Raw genomic sequence first — 20,182 nt, 5'->3', positions numbered from 1 at the left:
CTGCTGCCGTTGTCGCTGAGCAGCCGGGGCTTGTGGGCAACGGTGACACTGTCACAACCTGATGCAGCCAAAGCGTCTTCCAGTGTTCCTGTGACATCGTCAGCTTTCATCGTGGTGCAAAGGCGCCAAGAGACAACGTAACGGCTGTAATCATCCAGGATCGTAGACAGGTAGAACCAGCCCCAACCGATGACTTTGAGATAGGTGAAGTCGGTCTGCCAAAGCTGGTTCGGCCGCACAGTCTTCTCATGGAATTCATCCGCCGCTTTGATGGTGATGCAGGCTGGGCTAGTGATCAGATCTTGTGCCTTCAGAAGCCTGTAAACACTGGCCTCAGAAACGAAGTAGCGCCTGGTGTCGGTGAACCGCACCGCAAGCTCGCGGGGCGATAACTCGGGTTCTTCCAGAGCCAGTTCCACGATCTGCTTGCGCACCTTGTCGGGGATGCGGTTCCAAACCCTACCTGGCCGGGAATGGCGATCCTCAAGCCCGGCCTCGCCGAAAGACAGATACCTGTCGTACCAGCGGTAGAAGGTCGTTCTGGGAATGCCGAGCTTTTCCAGTGTGCGTTTGATCGGCAGGTGCGAACCGTCAACCAGCCGGATGATCTCAAGCTTTTCGGATGCGGGATATCTCATTCGTCGTCTCCCCCATCCTCGAACATGCTTTTTTTGAGCAGCCGGTTCTCAAGGGTCAGGTCGGCGACTACCTCTTTCAGCGCCGACGATTCCGCTCTCAAATCCTTCACCTCAGAGCTGGTAGCCTGGCGTGCGGTATCGCCAGCCAACCGCTTCTTACCGGCCTCAAGGAACTCTTTCGACCAGCTGTAATACAGGCTCGTAGCTATTCCTTCACGGCGACACAGCTCCGCTATGCTGTCTTCACCACGAAGCCCATCCAACACAATACGGATCTTCTCCTCTGCCGAATGCTGGCGCCGTGTCTTCCTGCGGATGTCTTTGACAACTCTCTCTACTGACGCTTTCTGTTTCCCGGATTTCATTCTCATCTCCACTCTCTGATGGTTACGATGAGCCTGAAATCCTCCGCTACGCAATCAACCTAGTCTGTTCCATGGGTGCTGATGGCGGACAGCCTTGCGTCCTAAGTCCACGCAATTGTTGACTGGGGATTAATAAGTGGCAGTGCGTACGTTTACTTGGTCAAATGCTACGAGTGTGATGACACGTTTCTATCAAAATGCATTGGCATTGGACACTCTTTCACTGCGCTTCAATACACGATCCACCAGTTTCAGTCTCACTTAGTCGAAGTTTTCGATGACAATGAAAGGAAATACTCCGAAACCGCTTTTTTGGATTGGCTCAGTCTCAGTTTGGCGAATTCCATTAAATCTTCTTTCAGCTTTGAAGAAGTACAGAGCTGAAACGTAGCTCGGGGGTCTATTTGAGCTCGCGAATTGTATCTGCCATGCCCCGTCGTCAAGGTTTATGTCGCTGATTGTAAAAAATATGTCTGTGGCATTCCCTTCGAGAGAACTTTCTTCTAATTCGCTACAGTTGTTTGCCCATGCAATCATCTGAGCGATCCAAACCGGTATAAGCTCTATTAGCTTAATTTCGCGTTTAGCCAGTGAAAATTCATCACCTGGCCGATATCCAAAACCGACCAAACCACTCCCACTTCTTAAGGTAACTTCACTGTCCGGACGGCGGGCCAATTGCCCTTTTATAGGGGCGTCAGGCATCCATATTGTGGCGCAGCAGTGCGCCCACAATCTCAACTTAGCAATGGATTCAGTGAACGAGCCGGGGTTGGCGTTATGAACGCGACATTTGCATTGTACGAGCCAAATACACAAGGTCCGCTGAAGGCAACTACTACGCCATATTCAATCTTTGCCGCGTCGGCATCGCCGCAAGTGGCTCAACTATAGACATCGACCTTGCGAACAAGGGGGGATACGACGCGTTGCTTGAATCAATCGCAGACTGACGGCAGATGCAATTGAGCGTTTGGAGACCGCAGTGAAGGCCCCGAAGGCGGTATCGGATCGGGCAGCCTGAGTTTCAGTTGAGCTGGACACAGAATTATCTGCGTCCATTTTCATTTGTGAGATTGAATATGAGTTTCTACAGCGTAAATCGGCATTGGTCGGATTAGTTCTTGCCCGAGATAAAGGGCATCATCGGAAGCCAAATCCGTCAGGCTGCGCAGGATCCATTGGAACACTTTCGTGCTACAAGCGTGTTAATACTGGACGCCAAAGATATGCGTTTTGCAGCCAGGCTTAACGCCGCGGGTACGTTACCAGGTTCCTGAGGGAGTTCGACATCACGGCCAAGTTATCAATTGGGGCAGGGATTGAGCTACCCAAGACTGTGAACGGGAACGGAGATCGCTTTTTCTATGGCCACTTAGGGCCAGACGGGCAGACTATCCTAAATTGATGGTTGATTGACCTAAAAGCGTTCAGAGCTGCGCTGATCCTGAATAGGACAATAGGTAAATAGCATCATATAGGCGACAAACGAAATGCCGACGGCACGTGCTTCAAGTGGTTTGACATTAGGTCGTTTTCGAAAGAGCCTCCGTTGGTTGTTGCTAGGCGTTGATAGCGAGCCAATTTAATACAACAAGTAGCCTTTCTAGTTGGCGATGCCTGGATAGAGCCCTGAGCCGAAGTTGGCCCCAATTCAGTCATTCGCTTATGCAGCAAGTCGTGAACTGCGCATTCCGGATGTTAAGAATCAGGAAGCAAATGGGAATTGAGCAGACAAATTCTCCATTCGCTGGGGTTCAACCAATCGTTCACGAACGCGTGATCATTGTTGCGATAGTGACGTCGAGAAACAACCTACCTATCAGTAGGTAAGTAGAGTCAATTTGTACAGACACAGTGAAACTGGAAGGAGACCAAACCATGCGCGTGAATGCCGACTTCAATGTACGTACCCTTGTACATTTTGAAGAGAACGAATGGGTCGCATCCCCGATGCCCGGAGTTGAGCGCAAAATGCTTGACCGAATTGGAGAGGAAGTAGCTCGCGCCACCACCATCGTACGTTTCGCGCCTGGCAGCGCCTTCTCTGCCCACACGCATGACGGTGGCGAAGAATACCTGGTGCTCGACGGTACATTTCAGGACGAGGACGGTGATTTTCCAACTGGTTCCTACGTGCGGAACCCACCGACCTCGTCTCATACACCTGCCGCACAGGACGGCGCGACAATTCTGGTAAAGCTCCACCAATTCGACGCTAGCGACCGCAATCAGGTCCAGATCGACAGCGGTAAGGCAAGCTGGATTGAAGCAGCAGATGGTGTTTCCAGGTTGCCCCTTCACACAGATGTACGTGAAACTGTAGCGATGGAACACTGGGATGCAGGTACAGTGCGCTCTCTACATGCCTCAGGCGGGCTTGAGGTCTTTGTGATTGATGGGAGCCTGAACGAGGGCGGCGATACCCTGTCCCGCTGGGATTGGTTACGCCTACCCGTCGGGGCGAGTTTCGAGGCGACCGCTGGCGCTAACGGGGCGCGAATCTGGATCAAGACCGGCCACCTTAGTCACGTCGCAGAGAGCGCGACATGAAGCCAAACGCAGAGATTGTCATCGTCGGCGCAGGGTTGTCTGGCCTCGCTTTGGCGCATGCGCTGAAGCTTGAAGGGCGCGACGTGCTTTTGCTGGAGGCGCGCGACCGCGTAGGCGGTCGCATTCTCTCACAGGGTGGCTACGACCTTGGCCCTGCTTGGATTTGGCCGCACAACCAACGCATGCTGGCCCTCGTAGACAAGCTTGGGCTGCGAACATTTCCACAATACAGCGATGGACGATTGGCGTTCGAGGATGCTCAGGGAAATGTGCGTCGTGACTTCGATTTCGCCCCCATGGGTGACGCGCTTCGCGTTTCAGGCGGACTCGCTCAGATAACCAACGACCTCGCTCAAAAGCTTGGTGATACGCTGTGCCTTGGCCACGAAGTTCGGCGTGTGATCGAAGAAGACGAATTCGTGACCTTGAGCGGAAACGGGTTTTCATTGCGCGCCGACTTCGTTGTTTTGGCGTTGCCCCCGCGCCTCGCTGCACAGATGGGTGTGGTCGTTCCGGATGTTCCAACGTGGATGGCCGGGCACGCCAAACTCGTTGCTCTTTACGACACCCCATTCTGGCGCGACGCGGGCCTGAATGGTGACGCAATCTCTCATCAAGGTCCCCTGGCTGAAATCCATGACGCGTCACCCATGGACGGCACCGAGGGTGCTCTGTTCGGCTTTGCCATGCCCGGCGCGGCCCGACAATCCGGGTTCGAAGCGCAAGCGGTGGCGCAACTGGTCCGCCTGTTTGGCCCCAAAGCAGCCGAGCCACGCAGCGTAATCGTCAAAGATTGGAGTGCCGACATGGCAACCGCCACTTCTGCCGACCTCGAGCCGCTTAAATCACATCCTATGTATAGTACACTCACTCCTACTCCGAGGGTGATCTTTGCAGGAACAGAAACCGCACCGTCGCATGGTGGTTTCCTCGAAGGCGCTCTTGAAGCCAGGGATGCTGCGCAGAAGGAATTGTCGAGGGTGATGGTATGACATCAGAAGAGAAAATCCTTGCCGCCGCCGAGGCGCGGGTCCGCACTGGCGGCTACAACGGCTTTTCGTTCCGAGACCTTGCACGCGACGCAGGGCTGACCAGCGCAGGCGTACATCATTACTTCCCAACCAAAGCCGACTTGGTCGCTCGACTGGCCAGAAACTACACGTCCCGTTTCCTAGACGCTTTGGATGAATGCCCTTCTCATGCGCGTGTCGCGCGCCTACGCGAGCTTTTCGCGGAAAGCTTGCGCCAGGACGGAAAGATGTGCCTTTGTGGACTTCTCGCAGCTGAAAGCGGAGGTCTGCCTGAACCTGTCGCGGAGGCGGCAAAAGCGTTCTTTGCAGCATTAGTTGATCGGCTTGTGAGCGCATTTCCGGACAGCGACGATCCGCTTTCTGACGCACTAGCACTGCTCGCAACGCTGGAAGGCGCTGCACTACTTGCGACCGTGCAGTGTGACCACGACATCTTCGAGAAAGCAACGTCCGTTTCGTGCTCAATTCCGTAATTCACGCCGGTATCTTCGAATGTCCGTATCACGGTCATAGTACCAATTCGCTGCGTTTGTTCGAATGTCAGCAATTTTTCGATGCTTGGGTTGAAAACTCATCTTCAGTGAGGCCTCTAAGTCTTGCCGATCATTCACAATCCATCACGAATGTACAGTCCCATCATAGTGATGGCTGGTGGTTCAGAACCAAGCCATCGAAAACCGGTTGATGCACGTGGCGTCGGAAGAAGCTTAGGTTCGTTGCTTCTAAGTCCAACGCCGCAGATGCTTTCCAACCAGATATTTACGCCTAGAATGAAGTTCTCTTACATTGCACGATAGGCTCCATTCCTATTAACCTCGAAAAATCTGACAGTTACCAATTCTTCCCAATCTCATTCCAAAGAAAATTCCAATGCATCGGCTAGATGATGAACGATAGCGCAAGCAACAGACCATTTTGGAAACGATGGTTCAGCAATGATCATTCAGCTATCAAGGATGCAAGTGCCATTAAGACAACAGTCTCCATGAAGGCGCGGAGCCAGTTCGACGACAAACCGATCGAAAATCCAGAGGAAGACAAATTCGGCTTCGACACTTTTGCTTCCGCGATTGCCACATCCATCGCTGGAAATACGCAACCAGAAGGCACTGTTGTCGCGATCCACGGACCCTGGGGAACTGGCAAAAGCAGTATCGTCAATTTAGTCAAACATCACCTTGCAGACCAAGTTGAAGCAAAAGATATCGAGACACTCGATTTCAATTGTTGGTGGTTCAAAGGCGAAGAGGCGCTAGCGCTCGAATTCTTTCGCCAACTATACGGCGTTATGGACCAAACTGACGTGGAAAGGGCGAAGGAGGCAGTTTCAAAACTCGGCTCACAAGTCCTTAGCGGCTCAAGTTCTTTCGTTGGAGCCGCTCTGAACTTCGCCGCTCCCGGTGCAGGTGGAGCAGCATCCAGCGGCATGAATTTGGTGGCAGACCTAATCAAGCAAGATAAGACAGTGGAGTCGTTCCATTCTGAGGTATCTGAAGCACTCGCAGAATGTGACAAGCGTTACTTGATTGTCATAGACGACATTGAGCACTGTGCCACCTTTGGGTTTGGCAAGGGCCGCTACCAGCATATGCAGCTACGAGCTTCGACGGACGCCTACGGACGTGTGCTGGCCGTTAGCTAGGTACGGCTACCCTTTTCCGGGCTTCCATGCGTGGCCGCAGAGCAGGCAGGTAACTTTGATTTTGCCGCTTCCGACAAAACCGGCCAATAGGCCGACCCCGCCCGCTGCGACGCCACCCGCCACAGCTTTTCCTAGGCCAAAGCCTTGCTTCTGAGCAGTCACTTGATCAGAGGTGCATTTTGGGCACAGGATTTTTCTGGGCTTCGGTTTGTGCCGGGACATATCCAGTATACACTTGCTGTCATAGGTCTGAACATATTCCTCGGATGTGCCGCAGAGTACGCACTTCCCCTCGGTGAACTCATGCTGTTTGCGTGGCTCAGAGTCAGCTTCGGTGGAAAGGTTCTTTCCGCAAAGTCGGCAAAAGACAGCTTCGGCTTTAATATCTTCCGCGCAATGAGGGCATTGCTTTGTTGCGCGGCTGGAAATCTCACTGTTCATAACGGCTCCTCTACTAACGAAATCGGCCACCAGAGTGTCCTCTGGCAGCCGGGGAGTTAGTAAGCCGCCAAGAGACGACCGCGCTGGCCTTTAGGCCGGAGCCCTGGACATACGCCAGTGCCTCCCCGACCATAGGGTTCGAGGAGGTGTCATTACGGTCGACACCGACCGCTCTTGGTGGGGTTACTAAGCCCCGGGACTGGCCGTTTTCGCCAATCCTGCGGCCAGCCTGGCCCGGATGTCTGAAAGTCGAAAGCGCAAACATCACCATGCGGACTTGCCGAAGGTGTTAATTCCAGTGCTTAATTTGGAGGGTTATCGGAGAAGGGTGGTGCCGCTGATAGGACTCGAACCTACGACCCCATCATTACGAATGACGTGCTCTACCAGCTGAGCTACAGCGGCACCGTTGGTCCTCCGAAGCTGAATTCCGGAAGGATGCGAAGGCTTCTTTAATTCGTCAGGTCTGCGCCTGCAAGCCCGGATCAGCGCGCCGAGGCTTCATGAAAGTTCTATGACACAATAGGTTTCCCGGTTGACCACCAATATATATTTCTATAATTCATGAAATATGATAGAAGAAATTACCGATCAGCTGGCCATTCTGGGGCATCCGCAACGCATCACAGTCTTTCGCATGTTAATGCGACGGTTTCCTGACACCGTGCCAGCGGGTGAGCTGGCCTCGGAGCTGGATATCAAACCCAGCACCATGTCGAACTATCTGAATGCGCTGCAAAGGTCCGGGCTGGTGACACAGGAACGCTCTGGCACGTCTCTGCTTTATTCCGTCGACATGGCTAAAGTTCAGGGAATGCTGGATTTTCTGGTCGTCGATTGCTGCCGGGGTCGTCCCGATATCTGCATGCCTTTCACACAGGGAAATGAAGACATGACTGACCGCAAGTTCAACGTCCTGTTTCTATGCGTGGGCAATTCCGCCCGCTCGATCTTTGCCGAAACACTGCTGCGCCAATTGGGTGGCGACAGGTTCACCGTCTATTCCGCCGGAACGCAGCCCGCGTCCGAGTTGAATCCCTTTGCCGTGCAGGTGTTGCAGGACAAGGGTCACGATACTTCGGTCCTGCGCTCCAAGCATATGTCGGAATTTGCAACCGACGGGGCGCCGGAGATGGATTTTGTTTTTACCGTTTGCAATCAAGCTGCGAACGAAGACTGCCCGGCCTGGGAAGGCCAACCGATCAGCGGCCATTGGGGCATGGAAGACCCGGTGAAAGCTACCGGAACCGATGCCGAGAAAAGCTTCGCCTTTCAAAACGCCTATGGCGCGCTGAAGCGCCGGATCGAGGCGTTCACCTCCTTGCCGGTCGAAAGCCTTGACCGGATCGCCCTACAATCTGCTGTCGATGACATCGGCAGAACCTCTGTCGGAGACTGAAATGACCACATATGCTGTGAATGGCCTGGGCCGGATAGGAAAACTGGCCCTGAAACCGCTGTTGGAGAAAGGCGCCAAGATCGCCTGGATCAACGACGCGGTCGGAGATGCCGAGATGCACGCGCATCTGTTGGAGTTCGACACGGTTCATGGCCGTTGGGACGCCACTTTCGAGCATGATGACGAAAGCGTCACCATCAACGGCACCCGCCTGCCCTTCATCGGCACCAAGGATCTGAGCGCTCTGCCGCTGGACGGCGTCGATGTGGTGATTGACTGCACCGGTGTCTTCAAGACCGAGGCAAAACTGGCCCCCTATTTCGATGCGGGCGTAAAAAAAGTTGTCGTCTCGGCCCCGGTCAAGGACGGCCCGACCGCCAACATCGTGATGGGTGTGAATGAAGACATCTACGATCCGGTTATCCATCAGATCGTGACCGCAGCCTCCTGCACAACGAACTGTCTGGCCCCGGTGGTGAAGGTCATCCATGAGAATCTGGGCATCCGCCACGGCTCTATGACCACGATTCATGACGTGACCAACACGCAGACCATCGTGGATCGTCCCGCCAAGGATCTGCGCCGGGCGCGCTCGGCCCTGAACTCATTGATCCCGACCACAACCGGCTCGGCCACGGCGATCACGCTGATCTACCCTGAACTCAAGGGACGTTTGAACGGCCATGCGGTGCGGGTGCCGCTGTTGAACGCCTCACTGACCGACTGCGTGTTCGAGGTTGAGCGTGAAACCACCGTCGAAGAGGTCAACGCCTTCTTCAAAGCCGCCGCCGAAGGTGAATTGAATGGCATTCTGGGCTGTGAGACCCGTCCGCTGGTGTCAACCGACTACACCAATGACGAGCGCTCTTCGATCGTCGATGCGCCGTCGACCATGGTGGTGAACGGGACACAGGTGAAAATCTATGCCTGGTATGACAACGAGATGGGCTATGCCCACCGCCTGGTCGATGTGGCGCTGATGGTTGGGGCCTCGCTGTGACCGATCGGCCTGAGGGGCTGTCGGCCTATATCGCGGTCACGGCGGCCTATTGGGCTTTTATGCTGACCGACGGAGCCTTGCGGATGCTGGTGCTGTTGCACTTTCACACGCTTGGCTTCTCGCCGGTGCAGCTGGCCTATCTGTTTGTCCTCTATGAAATCGCGGGGATGGTTACGAACCTTGCAGCGGGCTGGATCGCGGCGCGGTTTGGCTTGACCTCGACGCTCTATGCAGGGCTTGGGTTGCAGGTGGTGGCGCTGCTGGCGTTGACGCAACTAGACCCTAATTGGGCGATTGGTGCATCTGTGGCCTTCGTCATGATCGTGCAAGGCGCAAGCGGAGTGGCCAAGGATCTGGCCAAGATGTCCTCGAAATCCGCGGTGAAATTGCTGGCCCCGACCGAGGGCGGCGGGCTGTTTCGCTGGGTGGCGGTGCTGACCGGATCAAAGAACGCGGTCAAAGGGCTGGGCTTCCTTCTTGGTGCAGCCATGCTCGCAACGTTGGGCTTTCAGGCGGCAATCATTGTGATGGCAGTCGTTCTCGCGGTGATCCTGTTCGCTGTCATCCGCTTCATGCCCCCCGGTCTGCCCAAAGGGCGCAAGGGCGCGAAGTTCTCTGAGGTCTTCTCGAAATCTGCCAACGTCAATTGGCTGTCCGCCGCGCGGGTCTTCCTGTTCGGTGCCCGCGACGTGTGGTTCGTAGTCGGCATCCCTATCTATTTCTACGCCGTCCTCTCGGATGGTACGGAAGAGGGCAACCGCGCCGCCTTTTTCATAATCGGCACCTTCATGGCGTTCTGGATCATCCTCTACGGCGTTGTTCAGGCCAACGCGCCCAAGATCCTACGGGCCTCAGACCGGTCCGAAGGCGATTTGATCCGCGCTGCACGCAGCTGGGCGGCAATGCTGTTCTGCCTTCCTGCGGCTCTAACGCTGGCGGTTTTACTGTCTTCCGGGCCTGAAACATGGCTGACAATCACGTTGGTTTTGGGCCTGCTGGTGTTTGGAGCAATCTTCGCCGTTAACTCATCCCTGCATTCCTATCTGATCCTCGCCTTCACCAAGTCCGAACGGGTCACGATGGATGTCGGCTTCTACTATATGGCCAACGCGACAGGCCGCCTTTTGGGCACCGTCCTGTCCGGCTTTACTTATCAGGTCGGCGGCCTCCCCCTTGTGCTGGGTACAGCGGCTGTCATGGTGGCGCTTGCGGCGCTCACTTCGGGCAAGCTGACCGACCAAACAACTGAGGCATATTCATGAGCATCTTCGAGCGCTATCTGACAATCTGGGTCGCCCTCGCCATGGGCGGCGGCGTGCTGATCGGACTGGCCGCGCCCGGTCTGGTCGGTCTGATCGCCGGGGCCGAGGTGGCGAGCGTCAACCTTGTCGTGGCCCTGCTGATCTGGGCCATGGTCTACCCGATGATGGTTGGCGTCGATTTCAAGGCGGTCGCGGGCGTGGCCCGGCAACCCAAAGGCCTGATCGTGACGCTGGTGGTCAACTGGCTGATCAAACCCTTCACTATGGCTCTACTGGCCGTGTTGTTCTTCGATTACGTCTTTGCCCCGTGGATTCAGCCGGAAGATGCTGCACAATACACCGCGGGTCTGATCCTCTTGGGGGCCGCCCCCTGCACCGCGATGGTGTTTGTCTGGTCGCAGCTGACCAAAGGGGATGCGACCTATACGCTGGTTCAGGTCTCGGTGAATGACCTGATCATGGTGGTAGCCTTTGCGCCTATCGTGGCATTCCTTCTGGGGGTCACCGATATCTCGGTGCCTTGGCAAACGCTGGTGTTGGCCACCGTCCTGTATGTGATTTTGCCTCTGATCGCCGGATTGCTCACCCGCCGGAAACTGGGATCACAAGGGGCCATAGATGCCTTCTCGGCCCGCGTCAAACCATGGTCGATCATGGGCCTGATCGCCACGGTGGTGATCCTGTTCGGCCTTCAGGGAGAGACGATCCTGGCCAAGCCGATGGTCATTGTTTTGATCGCCGTGCCGATCCTGATCCAAAGCTATGGCATCTTCGCTCTGGCCTATGGGGCCGCCTATGCCCTGAAGGTCCCGCACCGGATCGCGGCCCCTTGCGCCATGATCAGTACCTCAAACTTTTTTGAGCTGGCCGTAGCGGTCGCTATCAGCCTGTTCGGCCTGAACTCGGGCGCGGCGCTTGCGACGGTGGTGGGTGTACTGGTCGAGGTACCGGTGATGTTGTCACTGGTTGCCTTCGCCAACCGCACGCGGGTCCGGTTTCCCGAACCCGCGACGCAGTAGATCATTCAGCGCACCGATTGATCATACAGCACCGCAATCGCCGCCGAGGCGATGCGAGTGCGGCGATCATCGGCGCGGCTGGTCAGCATGATCGGCACCTGCGCACCCAAAACGATCCCTGCGGCCTCGGCTCCGGCCAGATACATGAGCTGCTTAGCAATCATGTTGCCGGCCTCAAGGTCTGGCGCGACCAGTATATCGGCCTGCCCCGCCACATCGGACTTGATGCCCTTGGTCGTGACAGCCCGCATCGACACGGCGTTGTCAAAGGCCAGAGGGCCATCAAGCATACCGCCCGTGATCTGCCCACGATCCGCCATTTTACACAGGGCACCAGCCTCGACCGTGGATTGCAGCCGGGGTGTAATGGTCTCAACCGCTGACAAGATCGCCACCTTAGGCGTCTCGATCCCGATGGCGCGCGCCAGATCAATGGCATTCTGAACCATGTCCGCCTTGGTCTGCAGATCGGGCGCTATGTTGATGGCCGCATCGGTGATCAGAAGCGGTTTGGAGTAGGTCGGCACATCCATGACATAGACATGGCTCATCCGGCGTTCGCTGCGCAAACCATTGGCCTTAGAGACAACGGCGGACATGACCTCATCCGTGTGCAAAGCGCCCTTCATCAGGGCCTTCACACGACCATCCCGCGCCAGATGCACCGCCCGTTCGGCCGAGGCATGGCTGTGCGGCGTATCAACGATCTCGAGCCCGCCGATATCCAACCCAGCCGCATCCGCCGCATGTAGTATCCGGCTGCGCGGACCGACCAAAACAGGCTCTAACAAACCCAAATCGCGGGCCGAGAGCGCCCCCTCCAACGCGCTTTCATCACAGGGATGGACCACGGCTGTGGGCAATGGGTCCATTTTCTGAGCCGCGCTCAGCAATCGGTCATAGGAGGCGCCCCGGTGATGCAAAACCAAATCCGGCATCGCCATTCGGGGTCTTTTGACTTTTTTGTCTGGCGCGATCACAACGGCCTGTCCGGTGATGACAGGCTTGCCATCGCCAGTCGTGCAGAGGCAATCCAGAGTGACGTGCTTCTTCTCGGGCTGCTTTTCGGTCACGGTGACGCGCACAGTGACCGTATCGCCGATACCAACGGGTTTGAGGAATTTTAGGGTCTGATCCATATAAACTGTCCCGGGCCCCGGCAATTGCGTGCCTAAAACATTGGATATCAGCGCACCGCCCCACATGCCATGCGCGACCACCCTGTGAAAGACATCCTCCTGCGCGAAGGCCTCATCCACATGGGCTGGGTTCACATCGCCTGAGACCGCCGCAAAGGCATCGATATCCTGCGCGGTCAGGGTACGGGACAGTTCGGCCGTATCTCCGACGCTGATCTCATCAAACGGCCGGTTTTCGATAAAGCCGATGCCTGTATCCTCATCCGATGACATTCATTCCCCTTTCAATATAAAAGCCAACCCTTGGGCAGACACCCCGAACAGTTGCTGTTCAAAGACCCATAAAGGCTCAATATGACAGAGACATGCAAGCGCCGCGACGGTCAGACTGCGCGATCCTGTGCGCGATACGAACCCGGGCTGCGGTTGGTCCATTTCCGGAACGCGCGGTGAAAATTCGCCGGGGCCGAGAACCCCGTGTCGAACGCAATTTGCTCGATACTGTCGCCGCTTTGCTGCAGGGCGCGGATCGCAATATCGCGGCGCAGGGCGTCCTTGATGTCCTGAAACGAGGTGCCCTCGTCCTTGAGACGCCGGTTCAGGGTCCGGGGCGTCATCTTCAGAGCAAGGGCCGCATCGGGAAGCTGGCTGCTTTTCCAGGACGTCCGATACAGGAACGCCCGGACCTGTAGGCTGTTTGTATGGGCGCGTGAGTTGGTGAAAATCCAGTCGATCGGTGCGCGTTCCAGAAATAGAGACGCCTCAGCCGGACTGCGCGTGATCGGGGGATCAAAGCGGCGCGGATCGAACAGAATGCTGGTCTGCGGGGCATCGAATGTCACCGCGCAGGGGAAGACAACCGCATAGTCCGCCGCAAAACCGGGCCGCGCAAAGGCAAAGCGAACGGCCTTTACCGGCGTTTCCGATCCGCCCAGCCATGACAGCAGCCCATGCGCAAGTTTCAGGATCAGCATATGACCAAAGCGCTGGGGTGCCGTGTCCTGCCGATACGGTACCAGCGAAAGCTCAGCCACCTCCGGCCCGGTGCGTAGATCCAGGTGGAAATCGTCTAGCAACAAGTTCCAGAATGTCGAAAAGCGATACAGCGACGAGGTCAGGCTGCTTGCTTCGCGCAGGACGGTCACAAGGTGCTGCAGGGCACGCGGCCGAATGGGACGGCTCCAGAGGCCCATCATTTCGTCCCCCGTCTCAGGCGCGGCCAGCTGGTACAGGCGGGCGATTTCCTGAAGCGTCACGCGCTGCGCAGGCTCTGACGAACTGGCGTGAAGCCCCGAACGGCTCAGCAGGTACTGCATCTGATCTGCGCTGCAACACACCCTCAGCGCCTCAAGCCAATCCTGGATGAACCCGGCAGAAACAGTTGTAAGTGAGATGGGGTCATTGCTGACCATGATCGCCCCCAGTTTGGCAATATCGGATAGTATCTTGGCAATATATGAGCTTTTCGGCAAGCTACATGGCAGATAAATGACGTGAAACCACAATTACCATTGGGGGAATCTGGCATGTCCTATCAGCCACCCGTGCAGGATCTGATGTTCTGTATCGAACACCTGTCCCATTGGGAAACAGTGTCCACTCTGGACGCATACTCGGACTTCGACCTGACCGATATCGGCGCTGCGCTGGAAGGCTATGCGCGGTTCTGCAGCGAACAGATCGCGCCCCTGTCCCATATCGGCGATACGTTGGGCGCACAGTTTGACAACGGTCGCGTGAAAATGCCCGAAGGGGACGCGCAGGCCTATGCGCAATTTGTTGAGATGGGCTGGCAGGCCCTCACGCACCCTCCTGAGTTTGGCGGCATGGGCTTGCCGCGTACGGTTGGCGCGGCGGCGGTCGAAATGCTGAATGCCGCCGACATGAGCTTTGGCCTGTGCCCCTTGCTGACCGACGGCGCGATCGAAGCGCTGCTATTGACAGGCTCGGACGCGCAGAAAACCACCTATTTAGAGCCTTTAATTGCTGGGCGCTGGTCGGGGACGATGAACCTGACCGAACCGCAGGCGGGCAGCGATCTGGGTCGCGTCTCGACCAAGGCGGTGCAGCGCGAAGATGGTAGCTATGGCGTGTCCGGCACCAAGATCTTCATCACATACGGCGCGCATGACCTGACTGAGAACATCATTCATCTGGTTCTGGCCCGCACCCCTGACGCGCCCGCCGGACCGAAGGGGCTGAGCCTGTTCATCGTCCCGCAGAAGATGGTTGCAGAGGATGGCTCGGTTGGGGCGGAGAATTCGGTGAACTGTGTCAGCATCGAACACAAGCTGGGCGTACGCGCCAGCCCAACGGCGGTGCTGGAATACAAAGACGCCACGGGCTTCCTGATCGGTGAAGAAAACCGCGGGCTGGAATATATGTTCATCATGATGAACGCCGCGCGCTTTTCGGTTGGTGTTCAGGGCATCGCGACCTCAGAACGTGCCTATCAGCGCGCCTTGGCTTATGCGCGGGATCGGATCCAAAGCCGCCCCGTGAATGGTCAGGTCAAGGAGGCGGTGGCGATCATCGAACACCCCGACGTGCGCCGTATGCTGATGCGGATGCGCAGCCTGACCGAAGGCGGGCGGGCCATGGCGGCGGCCACGGCCGGGCTGCTGGATATCGCACACCATCAGGATGATCCGGACATGGCCGCCCTGGCCGAGTTTATGGTTCCGCTGGTCAAGGGCTTCTGTTCGGAACGCGCGGTCGAGGTCGCCTCGCTGGGCGTCCAAATCCACGGCGGCATGGGCTTCATCGAAGAAACCGGAGCTGCTCAGCACTATCGCGATGCTCGCATTCTGCCGATTTACGAGGGCACCACCGCCATTCAGGCCAACGACCTTCTGGGTCGCAAGGTTATGCGTGACGGAGGCGAAACCGCCCGCCGGTTCGCTGCGCGCATTGCGGCAACCGAGGCCGAGCTTGCAAAGGGCGATGCCACCGCGCAAGCCATCGGTGCAAGCCTTGCACAGGCGCGCAGCGCGTTTGAAGCCGCCTTGGAATGGCTATTGGAAAACAGCCGCAAAGATATCGACGCCGCTTTTGCGGGCTCGGTCCCGTTCCTGATGCTGGCAGGTACGCTTGCGGCGGGGTGGAAACTGGCAAAAGGTGTCACCCCGGCGCAGGCCGCGTTGAACGATGGGCAGAACACGCAGTTCATGACCCATAAGATCGCCACCGCGCTGTTCTTTGCCCAGCACATCCTGCCGGAATGCAGTGCCGAACACACCCGCATCTTACACGGCGCGCGCAGCCTGCTTGACGCGGCCTTCCCCGAATAACGCCTTTAAAAGGATCCGCAAAATGAATGATGTCGTGAACCCCGCCACCTATGAAAACCTCGCGATTTCCGAGCGTGACAATGGCCTCTATGTCGTGACCCTGAACCGCCCGACCAAGCGCAATGCATTGGACGTGGCCACGATCGAAGAACTGATCCGCTTTTTCAGCGGCGCGCGCATGGCCGGCGTGCGGGCTGTTGTGCTGACCGGCGAGGGCGATCACTTCTGCGCGGGTCTTGATTTGGTTGAACACTGGAAGGCCGACCGCAGCCCCGATGACTTCATGCATGTCTGCCTGCGCTGGCATGAGGCGTTCAACAAGATGGAATATGGTGGTGTGCCGATTATCGCCGCCCTGAAAGGCGCGGTGGTTGGTGGCGGGTTGGAGCTTGCCAGCGCCGCCCATATCCGCGTCATCGATCCCGGCACCTATTTCGCCTTGCCCGAGGGGCAGCGCGGGATTTTCACGGGCGGAGGCGCAACCATCCGCGTCTCGGACATGATCGGCAAATACCGCATGATCGACATGATCCTGACCGGCCGTGTCTATCAGGGGCAAGAGGCCGTCGATCTGGGACTGGCGCAATACATCACCGAAGACGGTGGTAGCATGGCCAAGGCAATGGAACTGGCAGACCAAATTGCGCAGAACCTGCCTTTGACCAATTTTGCGATCTGTTCGGCGATCAGCCATTTGAACAACATGTCCGGCATGGATGCAGCTTATGCCGAAGCCGTGGTGGGCGGTGTGGTCAACACCCAGCCTGCCGCCCGCGAACGGTTGGAAGCTTTTGCCAACAAAACCGCCGCCCGCGTGCGGCCCAACAGCTAAGACAGGAAGGACCCGGATGCGTCACCATTTCGAAGCTCTTCAGAAGACACGGGCCAACCACGTGCCTTTGTCACCTTTGTCCTTCCTGCGCCGCGCCGAAACCCTGCACGGCGCGCGCACCGCTGTTATCTATGGTGATATCCGACGAAGCTGGGCGGAAACCGCCGCCCGCATTCGCGCGGTGGCCAGTGGGTTGGCAGCACTTGGCGTGCAGAAGGGTGATACGGTCTCGGTCCTCAGCCCGAACATCCCGGAACTGTTTGAGCTGCATTTTGCCCTGCCCCTGACCGGAGGGGTGCTGAATACGCTCAACACCCGGCTCGAGCCCGAAACCATCGCCTATATTCTGGACCATGCGGACACCAAACTGGTGATTGTGGACTGGGAACTGGTGCCGCTTCTGTCCAAAGCCTTTGATCTGCTGGGTCGCGCAATACCTGTGGTCGAAATCACCGATCCTGCGGCCACTGGTCAAAGCCTCGGCGGCCAAACCTATGAGGCGCTGACCACGGCCCCGCCCCTGCCTATCGATCTGCCCGATGATGAGTGGGACGCGATTGCGCTGAACTACACCTCGGGCACCTCGGGCCGCCCCAAGGGCGTCGTCTATCACCACCGTGGCGCCTACCTGATGGCGTTGGGTACGGGCACCGCATGGCAGATGCCCCTCTATCCGGTCTATCTGTCCGTCGTGCCGATGTTCCACTGCAACGGCTGGGGCCATCCCTGGTTGATGGCGATGCTTGGAGGGACGGTTGTCTTTACACGCGTCCCCGCCGCAGACCGTATTCTAGACGCAATCCGCACCCATGGTGTGACCCATTTCGGTGCGGCCCCCATCGTGCTGCAAATGCTCGCAGAGGCCGAAAGCGACGCCGCCCCCTTTGATCCCGCAATCCGGGTGCTGACCGCCGGTGCGCCTCCGCCCCCGTCGGTCTTGGAGAAGACCCGCGCGATGGGGTTTGACGTCATGCAGGTCTATGGTCTGACCGAGACTTACGGCCACATCTCGCAATGCCTCTGGCAGGAAGAGTGGAACGATCTCAGCCCAGCGGAACAGGCTGAATTGCAGGCACAACAGGGCATCGCTTTTCCGATGGTCGAAGAGGTCACCGTAATCGACCGCGACAACGGCGCACCGGTGCCGCGCGATGGTGCCACACAAGGTGAGATCGCCATCCGGGGCAACACGGTCATGGCCGGGTACTACAAAGACGCCGAGGCGAGCTCAAACGCCTTCGAGGACGGCTGGTTCTGGTCCGGCGACGGAGCTGTGATGCATGAAAACGGCTACATCCAGATCCGCGACCGGCTGAAGGACGTGATCATCTCGGGCGGTGAAAACATCTCATCTGTCGAGGTCGAAGCGGTGCTGTATCGCCATGACGCGGTTCAGGCCGCCGCCGTGGTCGCAATGCCGCATGAGAAATGGGGCGAGGTCCCCTGCGCCTTTATCGAATTACGCGACGGGGCCGAGGCAAGCGCCGAGGACATCATCGCTTTCTGTCGCGATCATCTGGCCGGGTTCAAGGCGCCAAAAGCGGTTGTTTTTGAGACGCTTCCCAAAACCTCAACCGGCAAGATCCAGAAATTCCAACTGCGCGACCGCGTCAAAACACTGTCGCTTTGACCTACGTCTGCCCGGGTTACTCCAACGAAGCTCGGGCAAAGCCTCAAACTTTGGTAAACACGTCTCAGCAAGGCGGAGGTGGCCTAGATGGGGCGCGACAGGAAGAACGAAAAACGCGGAGAGCATTGGACCAAGCTTGTCAGAAACATGATGGAGGAGCCCGCTTGGCGGGCCCTCTCGTCAACGGCGCAGGCACTTTACCCTTGGCTTAGGCTGGAATGGCACGGTGTAGAATACAACAATAACGGCAAGATTTGTCTAAGCGTCAGACAAGCCGCTGAACGTTTGGGAGTGTCATACAACACAGCTGCCAAAGCGTTTACCCGCGAAATCTGGAGGAGAACGTATATCGCGCCATCGTTAGTGTATCCGGTTCGGAATAGACGGAGACCCTAGAGCGACAGGATGGTGAGACAGGCACTGAATTCATGCGCCGTTTCGAGCAAATGGACATCCACATCGGAAAAAAGGTCGGTGCAGCTGTAACACTGCGATGGGATGTTAAATGGATCTAACGGTTGCAAAAATGGACGTAGCGAAGGTCTAAGCGTTTCTTACTCTTTTGCCTTATAGATGTGCCAAAAAACCTGCAGTAGGTGAAGCTCTACTGGCACGGGGCGGCCAATACCATCACCCAAGTGCTACCCGCCCCCTCGTACAACGCGAACTCCTTGACCTTGCGTGACAGCATATTGGCCCTATGTTCCCGCGACTGCGCCCAAGCCGTAATCACAGCATCCAGGCTGCTCTGCCCTTGGGCGACGTTTTCCGCCACAAAACACCATTCATAGCCTGCCCTGTTCACTCGCTCGCCTACGTCTGACCCGTTTGACCCGTTATGCGAAAAGAAACCCTTTCTAACCATGTCTTCAGCATGGGACTTGGCGGCCTTTTCCAATTGTGGACTGTAGCTGAGCGCTGGACGACCTTTGCTTTTGCGGTACTCGTTCAGCTCGTTCGTTGCCAAGGTGTCGGCCAAAAGAACAGTGGGGAGCAAAAACCCAAAGACGAGGAGTAGGCGTAGCAACTCAAACCTCCCCGCTTCGGTCCAAATTGTTCAGTTCGAAGTTCTTGAAAACCATAGGGCGCACATTCAGGTCTTGTTGAACCAAGGCCTTAGTATCAGAGACTCAGTGTGGACTGAAAGTAGCTATATTGGCGGAAGGTACGACGCGTCGAACTCGTACCCCCTCATTTACAATCGCAAACCCCATTCAAGACGCGCCGCACTTACCCGCTATCGAATCTGAATGTTTGAATTGTGACAGTTTGATGAAACAACGACGGGAAGCTCGCTTACGTAGCGGAAAGCACTTCATCGCTATCGTTGGTCGGTTGAGGGCTTCGTTGGGTGACACACCGAACCAATTAACCCCCTCAAATCCAGTCGGAAAAACCAGAACGTTCTAAAATACAAGCATGTCACCCACGGTCAGAGGATCGCATTGTGGCGAAATTGTGTCCACGATTCATTGTGAAACTCTCCGTTTCGGACCCAGAAACAAATCGTTTCGCCGTAGAATTGGGCAATACGGGGTTTCCCCAATTTTCACCAAGTAGTTTTGGTGTCACAGTAAATCAGACTACACACACCTCCACTCACTCACGGGTGAGGACAAGGGGTTGGTCCTTACCCCCTCGACCAACCCCTCACATCACCAACATGTCCCATGATATCGAAACACGGTCGGCTTCAGCGGACACTGTTGTTGTGCTTAGATACATTCACTCGGCGTGGGGAGAAGTCAAGTCGCGCAGCCTTGTCCAACTTAGGTCTTGTGCGTAGCTTTTGGGGCCATGTGCAACCTCTACTCCAACACCATCCCTGCCACAGCGATGCGCCAACTGTGTGACGTGACCGTTGAACGTGACGGGTTGGGGAATGCGGAACCATTGCCAGCCATCTATCCAAAGCCCTTAGCCTCTGTGGTCGGGAAAGGC

Annotated in this window: 16 protein-coding genes, 1 tRNA gene and 1 pseudogene; 11 read left to right on the top strand and 7 right to left on the bottom strand. The window is 56.8% G+C overall.

From position 1 onward, the window contains the following. Positions 1-1,009 (bottom strand): annotated as a pseudogene (locus ACR0B5_RS22595) (IS3 family transposase); the annotation flags it as partial. A 255-nt stretch (positions 1,010-1,264) separates the two neighbouring features. Next, complete coding sequence (locus tag ACR0B5_RS22590; protein ID WP_480543618.1) at positions 1,265-1,708, bottom strand: hypothetical protein; 444 nt, start codon at positions 1,706-1,708, stop codon at positions 1,265-1,267. Between the two features lie 1,176 nt (positions 1,709-2,884). On the opposite strand from ACR0B5_RS22590, the gene ACR0B5_RS22585 reads away from it, so the two are divergent. From ACR0B5_RS22585 to ACR0B5_RS22570, 4 genes are all read left to right on the top strand, one after another. Beyond that, a complete protein-coding gene (locus tag ACR0B5_RS22585) occupies positions 2,885-3,556 on the top strand; it encodes a cupin domain-containing protein (protein WP_480543616.1) in 672 nt (223 codons plus the stop codon). After that, positions 3,553-4,548 (top strand): flavin monoamine oxidase family protein, encoded by a 996-nt coding sequence (locus ACR0B5_RS22580; RefSeq protein WP_480543614.1) that lies wholly within the window; start codon positions 3,553-3,555, stop codon positions 4,546-4,548. Before ACR0B5_RS22585 ends, ACR0B5_RS22580 begins: the two co-directional genes overlap by 4 nt. Next, the gene (locus ACR0B5_RS22575) at positions 4,545-5,060 is read left to right on the top strand and encodes a TetR/AcrR family transcriptional regulator (RefSeq protein WP_480543613.1); all 516 of its coding nucleotides are present in this window, start codon (positions 4,545-4,547) and stop codon (positions 5,058-5,060) included. Before ACR0B5_RS22580 ends, ACR0B5_RS22575 begins: the two co-directional genes overlap by 4 nt. A gap of 410 nt (positions 5,061-5,470) precedes the next feature. Next, a complete protein-coding gene (locus ACR0B5_RS22570; protein ID WP_480543611.1) occupies positions 5,471-6,229 on the top strand; it encodes a KAP family P-loop NTPase fold protein in 759 nt (252 codons plus the stop codon). A 6-nt stretch (positions 6,230-6,235) separates the two neighbouring features. Here the strand turns inward: ACR0B5_RS22570 and ACR0B5_RS22565 are convergent, their stop codons facing one another. After that, complete coding sequence (locus ACR0B5_RS22565) at positions 6,236-6,700, bottom strand: hypothetical protein (RefSeq protein ID WP_480543609.1); 465 nt, start codon at positions 6,698-6,700, stop codon at positions 6,236-6,238. A 299-nt stretch (positions 6,701-6,999) separates the two neighbouring features. Then, a tRNA-Thr gene (locus tag ACR0B5_RS22560) sits at positions 7,000-7,075 on the bottom strand. 166 nt (positions 7,076-7,241) lie between these two features. Between ACR0B5_RS22560 and ACR0B5_RS22555 the strand changes: the two genes are divergently transcribed. Genes ACR0B5_RS22555 through arsB form a run of 4 tightly spaced genes read left to right on the top strand, consistent with a single transcriptional unit; the run spans position 7,242 to position 11,350 of the window. Then, the gene (locus ACR0B5_RS22555; RefSeq protein WP_480543607.1) at positions 7,242-8,069 is read left to right on the top strand and encodes an arsenate reductase/protein-tyrosine-phosphatase family protein; all 828 of its coding nucleotides are present in this window, start codon (positions 7,242-7,244) and stop codon (positions 8,067-8,069) included. Position 8,070: 1 nt separating this feature from the next. Next, a complete protein-coding gene (locus ACR0B5_RS22550) occupies positions 8,071-9,069 on the top strand; it encodes an ArsJ-associated glyceraldehyde-3-phosphate dehydrogenase (protein WP_480543605.1) in 999 nt (332 codons plus the stop codon). After that, positions 9,066-10,331, top strand: a complete 1,266-nt coding sequence (gene arsJ, locus ACR0B5_RS22545; protein ID WP_480543603.1) for an organoarsenical effux MFS transporter ArsJ — start codon at positions 9,066-9,068, stop codon at positions 10,329-10,331. The genes ACR0B5_RS22550 and arsJ overlap by 4 nt, the downstream gene beginning before the upstream one ends. Next, complete coding sequence (gene arsB, locus ACR0B5_RS22540) at positions 10,328-11,350, top strand: ACR3 family arsenite efflux transporter (RefSeq protein ID WP_480543601.1); 1,023 nt, start codon at positions 10,328-10,330, stop codon at positions 11,348-11,350. The genes arsJ and arsB overlap by 4 nt, the downstream gene beginning before the upstream one ends. 5 nt (positions 11,351-11,355) lie before the next feature. On the opposite strand, the gene ACR0B5_RS22535 is transcribed toward arsB, so the two are convergent. Together ACR0B5_RS22535 and ACR0B5_RS22530 are read right to left on the bottom strand one after the other, a co-directional pair. Then, entirely contained in the window at positions 11,356-12,762 is a 1,407-nt protein-coding gene (locus ACR0B5_RS22535) for a bifunctional enoyl-CoA hydratase/phosphate acetyltransferase (protein ID WP_480543599.1), read from the bottom strand. Positions 12,763-12,872: 110 nt separating this feature from the next. Further along, positions 12,873-13,901: an AraC family transcriptional regulator gene (locus tag ACR0B5_RS22530; protein WP_480543597.1), complete on the bottom strand. Its 1,029-nt coding sequence runs from the start codon at positions 13,899-13,901 to the stop codon at positions 12,873-12,875. Between the two features lie 114 nt (positions 13,902-14,015). On the opposite strand from ACR0B5_RS22530, the gene ACR0B5_RS22525 reads away from it, so the two are divergent. The 3 genes from ACR0B5_RS22525 to ACR0B5_RS22515 are packed head-to-tail and all read left to right on the top strand — an operon-like array spanning position 14,016 to position 18,241. Continuing rightward, positions 14,016-15,779, top strand: coding sequence for an acyl-CoA dehydrogenase family protein (locus tag ACR0B5_RS22525; protein WP_480543595.1), 1,764 nt, complete (start codon positions 14,016-14,018; stop codon positions 15,777-15,779). Between the two features lie 22 nt (positions 15,780-15,801). Further along, the gene (dmdD, locus tag ACR0B5_RS22520; protein ID WP_170462976.1) at positions 15,802-16,611 is read left to right on the top strand and encodes a methylthioacryloyl-CoA hydratase; all 810 of its coding nucleotides are present in this window, start codon (positions 15,802-15,804) and stop codon (positions 16,609-16,611) included. Between the two features lie 16 nt (positions 16,612-16,627). Then, positions 16,628-18,241, top strand: a complete 1,614-nt coding sequence (locus ACR0B5_RS22515; protein WP_480543593.1) for an AMP-binding protein — start codon at positions 16,628-16,630, stop codon at positions 18,239-18,241. 604 nt (positions 18,242-18,845) lie between these two features. On the opposite strand, the gene ACR0B5_RS22510 is transcribed toward ACR0B5_RS22515, so the two are convergent. Further along, complete coding sequence (locus ACR0B5_RS22510) at positions 18,846-19,238, bottom strand: CAP domain-containing protein (protein ID WP_480543591.1); 393 nt, start codon at positions 19,236-19,238, stop codon at positions 18,846-18,848. Between the last annotated feature and the right edge of the window lie 944 nt (positions 19,239-20,182).

It is taken from the genome of Ruegeria sp. AG1, from assembly GCF_056541705.1.
Note: the sequence above shows the minus strand (reverse complement) of the source record. Positions and strands in the feature narration are given on the sequence as shown.

What these genes read in the sequence shown, in the direction of transcription:
- ACR0B5_RS22590 (WP_480543618.1), bottom strand. Translation starts at nt 1,708, where the DNA reads ATGCCTGACGCCCCTATAAAAGGGCAATTGGCCCGCCGTCCGGACAGT.
- ACR0B5_RS22585 (WP_480543616.1), top strand. Translation starts at nt 2,885, where the DNA reads ATGCGCGTGAATGCCGACTTCAATGTACGTACCCTTGTACATTTTGAA.
- ACR0B5_RS22515 (WP_480543593.1), top strand. Translation starts at nt 16,628, where the DNA reads ATGCGTCACCATTTCGAAGCTCTTCAGAAGACACGGGCCAACCACGTG.
- dmdD (WP_170462976.1), top strand. Translation starts at nt 15,802, where the DNA reads ATGAATGATGTCGTGAACCCCGCCACCTATGAAAACCTCGCGATTTCC.
- ACR0B5_RS22555 (WP_480543607.1), top strand. Translation starts at nt 7,242, where the DNA reads ATGATAGAAGAAATTACCGATCAGCTGGCCATTCTGGGGCATCCGCAA.
- ACR0B5_RS22535 (WP_480543599.1), bottom strand. Translation starts at nt 12,762, where the DNA reads ATGTCATCGGATGAGGATACAGGCATCGGCTTTATCGAAAACCGGCCG.
- ACR0B5_RS22580 (WP_480543614.1), top strand. Translation starts at nt 3,553, where the DNA reads ATGAAGCCAAACGCAGAGATTGTCATCGTCGGCGCAGGGTTGTCTGGC.
- ACR0B5_RS22575 (WP_480543613.1), top strand. Translation starts at nt 4,545, where the DNA reads ATGACATCAGAAGAGAAAATCCTTGCCGCCGCCGAGGCGCGGGTCCGC.
- ACR0B5_RS22570 (WP_480543611.1), top strand. Translation starts at nt 5,471, where the DNA reads ATGATGAACGATAGCGCAAGCAACAGACCATTTTGGAAACGATGGTTC.
- ACR0B5_RS22550 (WP_480543605.1), top strand. Translation starts at nt 8,071, where the DNA reads ATGACCACATATGCTGTGAATGGCCTGGGCCGGATAGGAAAACTGGCC.
- arsB (WP_480543601.1), top strand. Translation starts at nt 10,328, where the DNA reads ATGAGCATCTTCGAGCGCTATCTGACAATCTGGGTCGCCCTCGCCATG.
- ACR0B5_RS22530 (WP_480543597.1), bottom strand. Translation starts at nt 13,901, where the DNA reads ATGGTCAGCAATGACCCCATCTCACTTACAACTGTTTCTGCCGGGTTC.
- ACR0B5_RS22525 (WP_480543595.1), top strand. Translation starts at nt 14,016, where the DNA reads ATGTCCTATCAGCCACCCGTGCAGGATCTGATGTTCTGTATCGAACAC.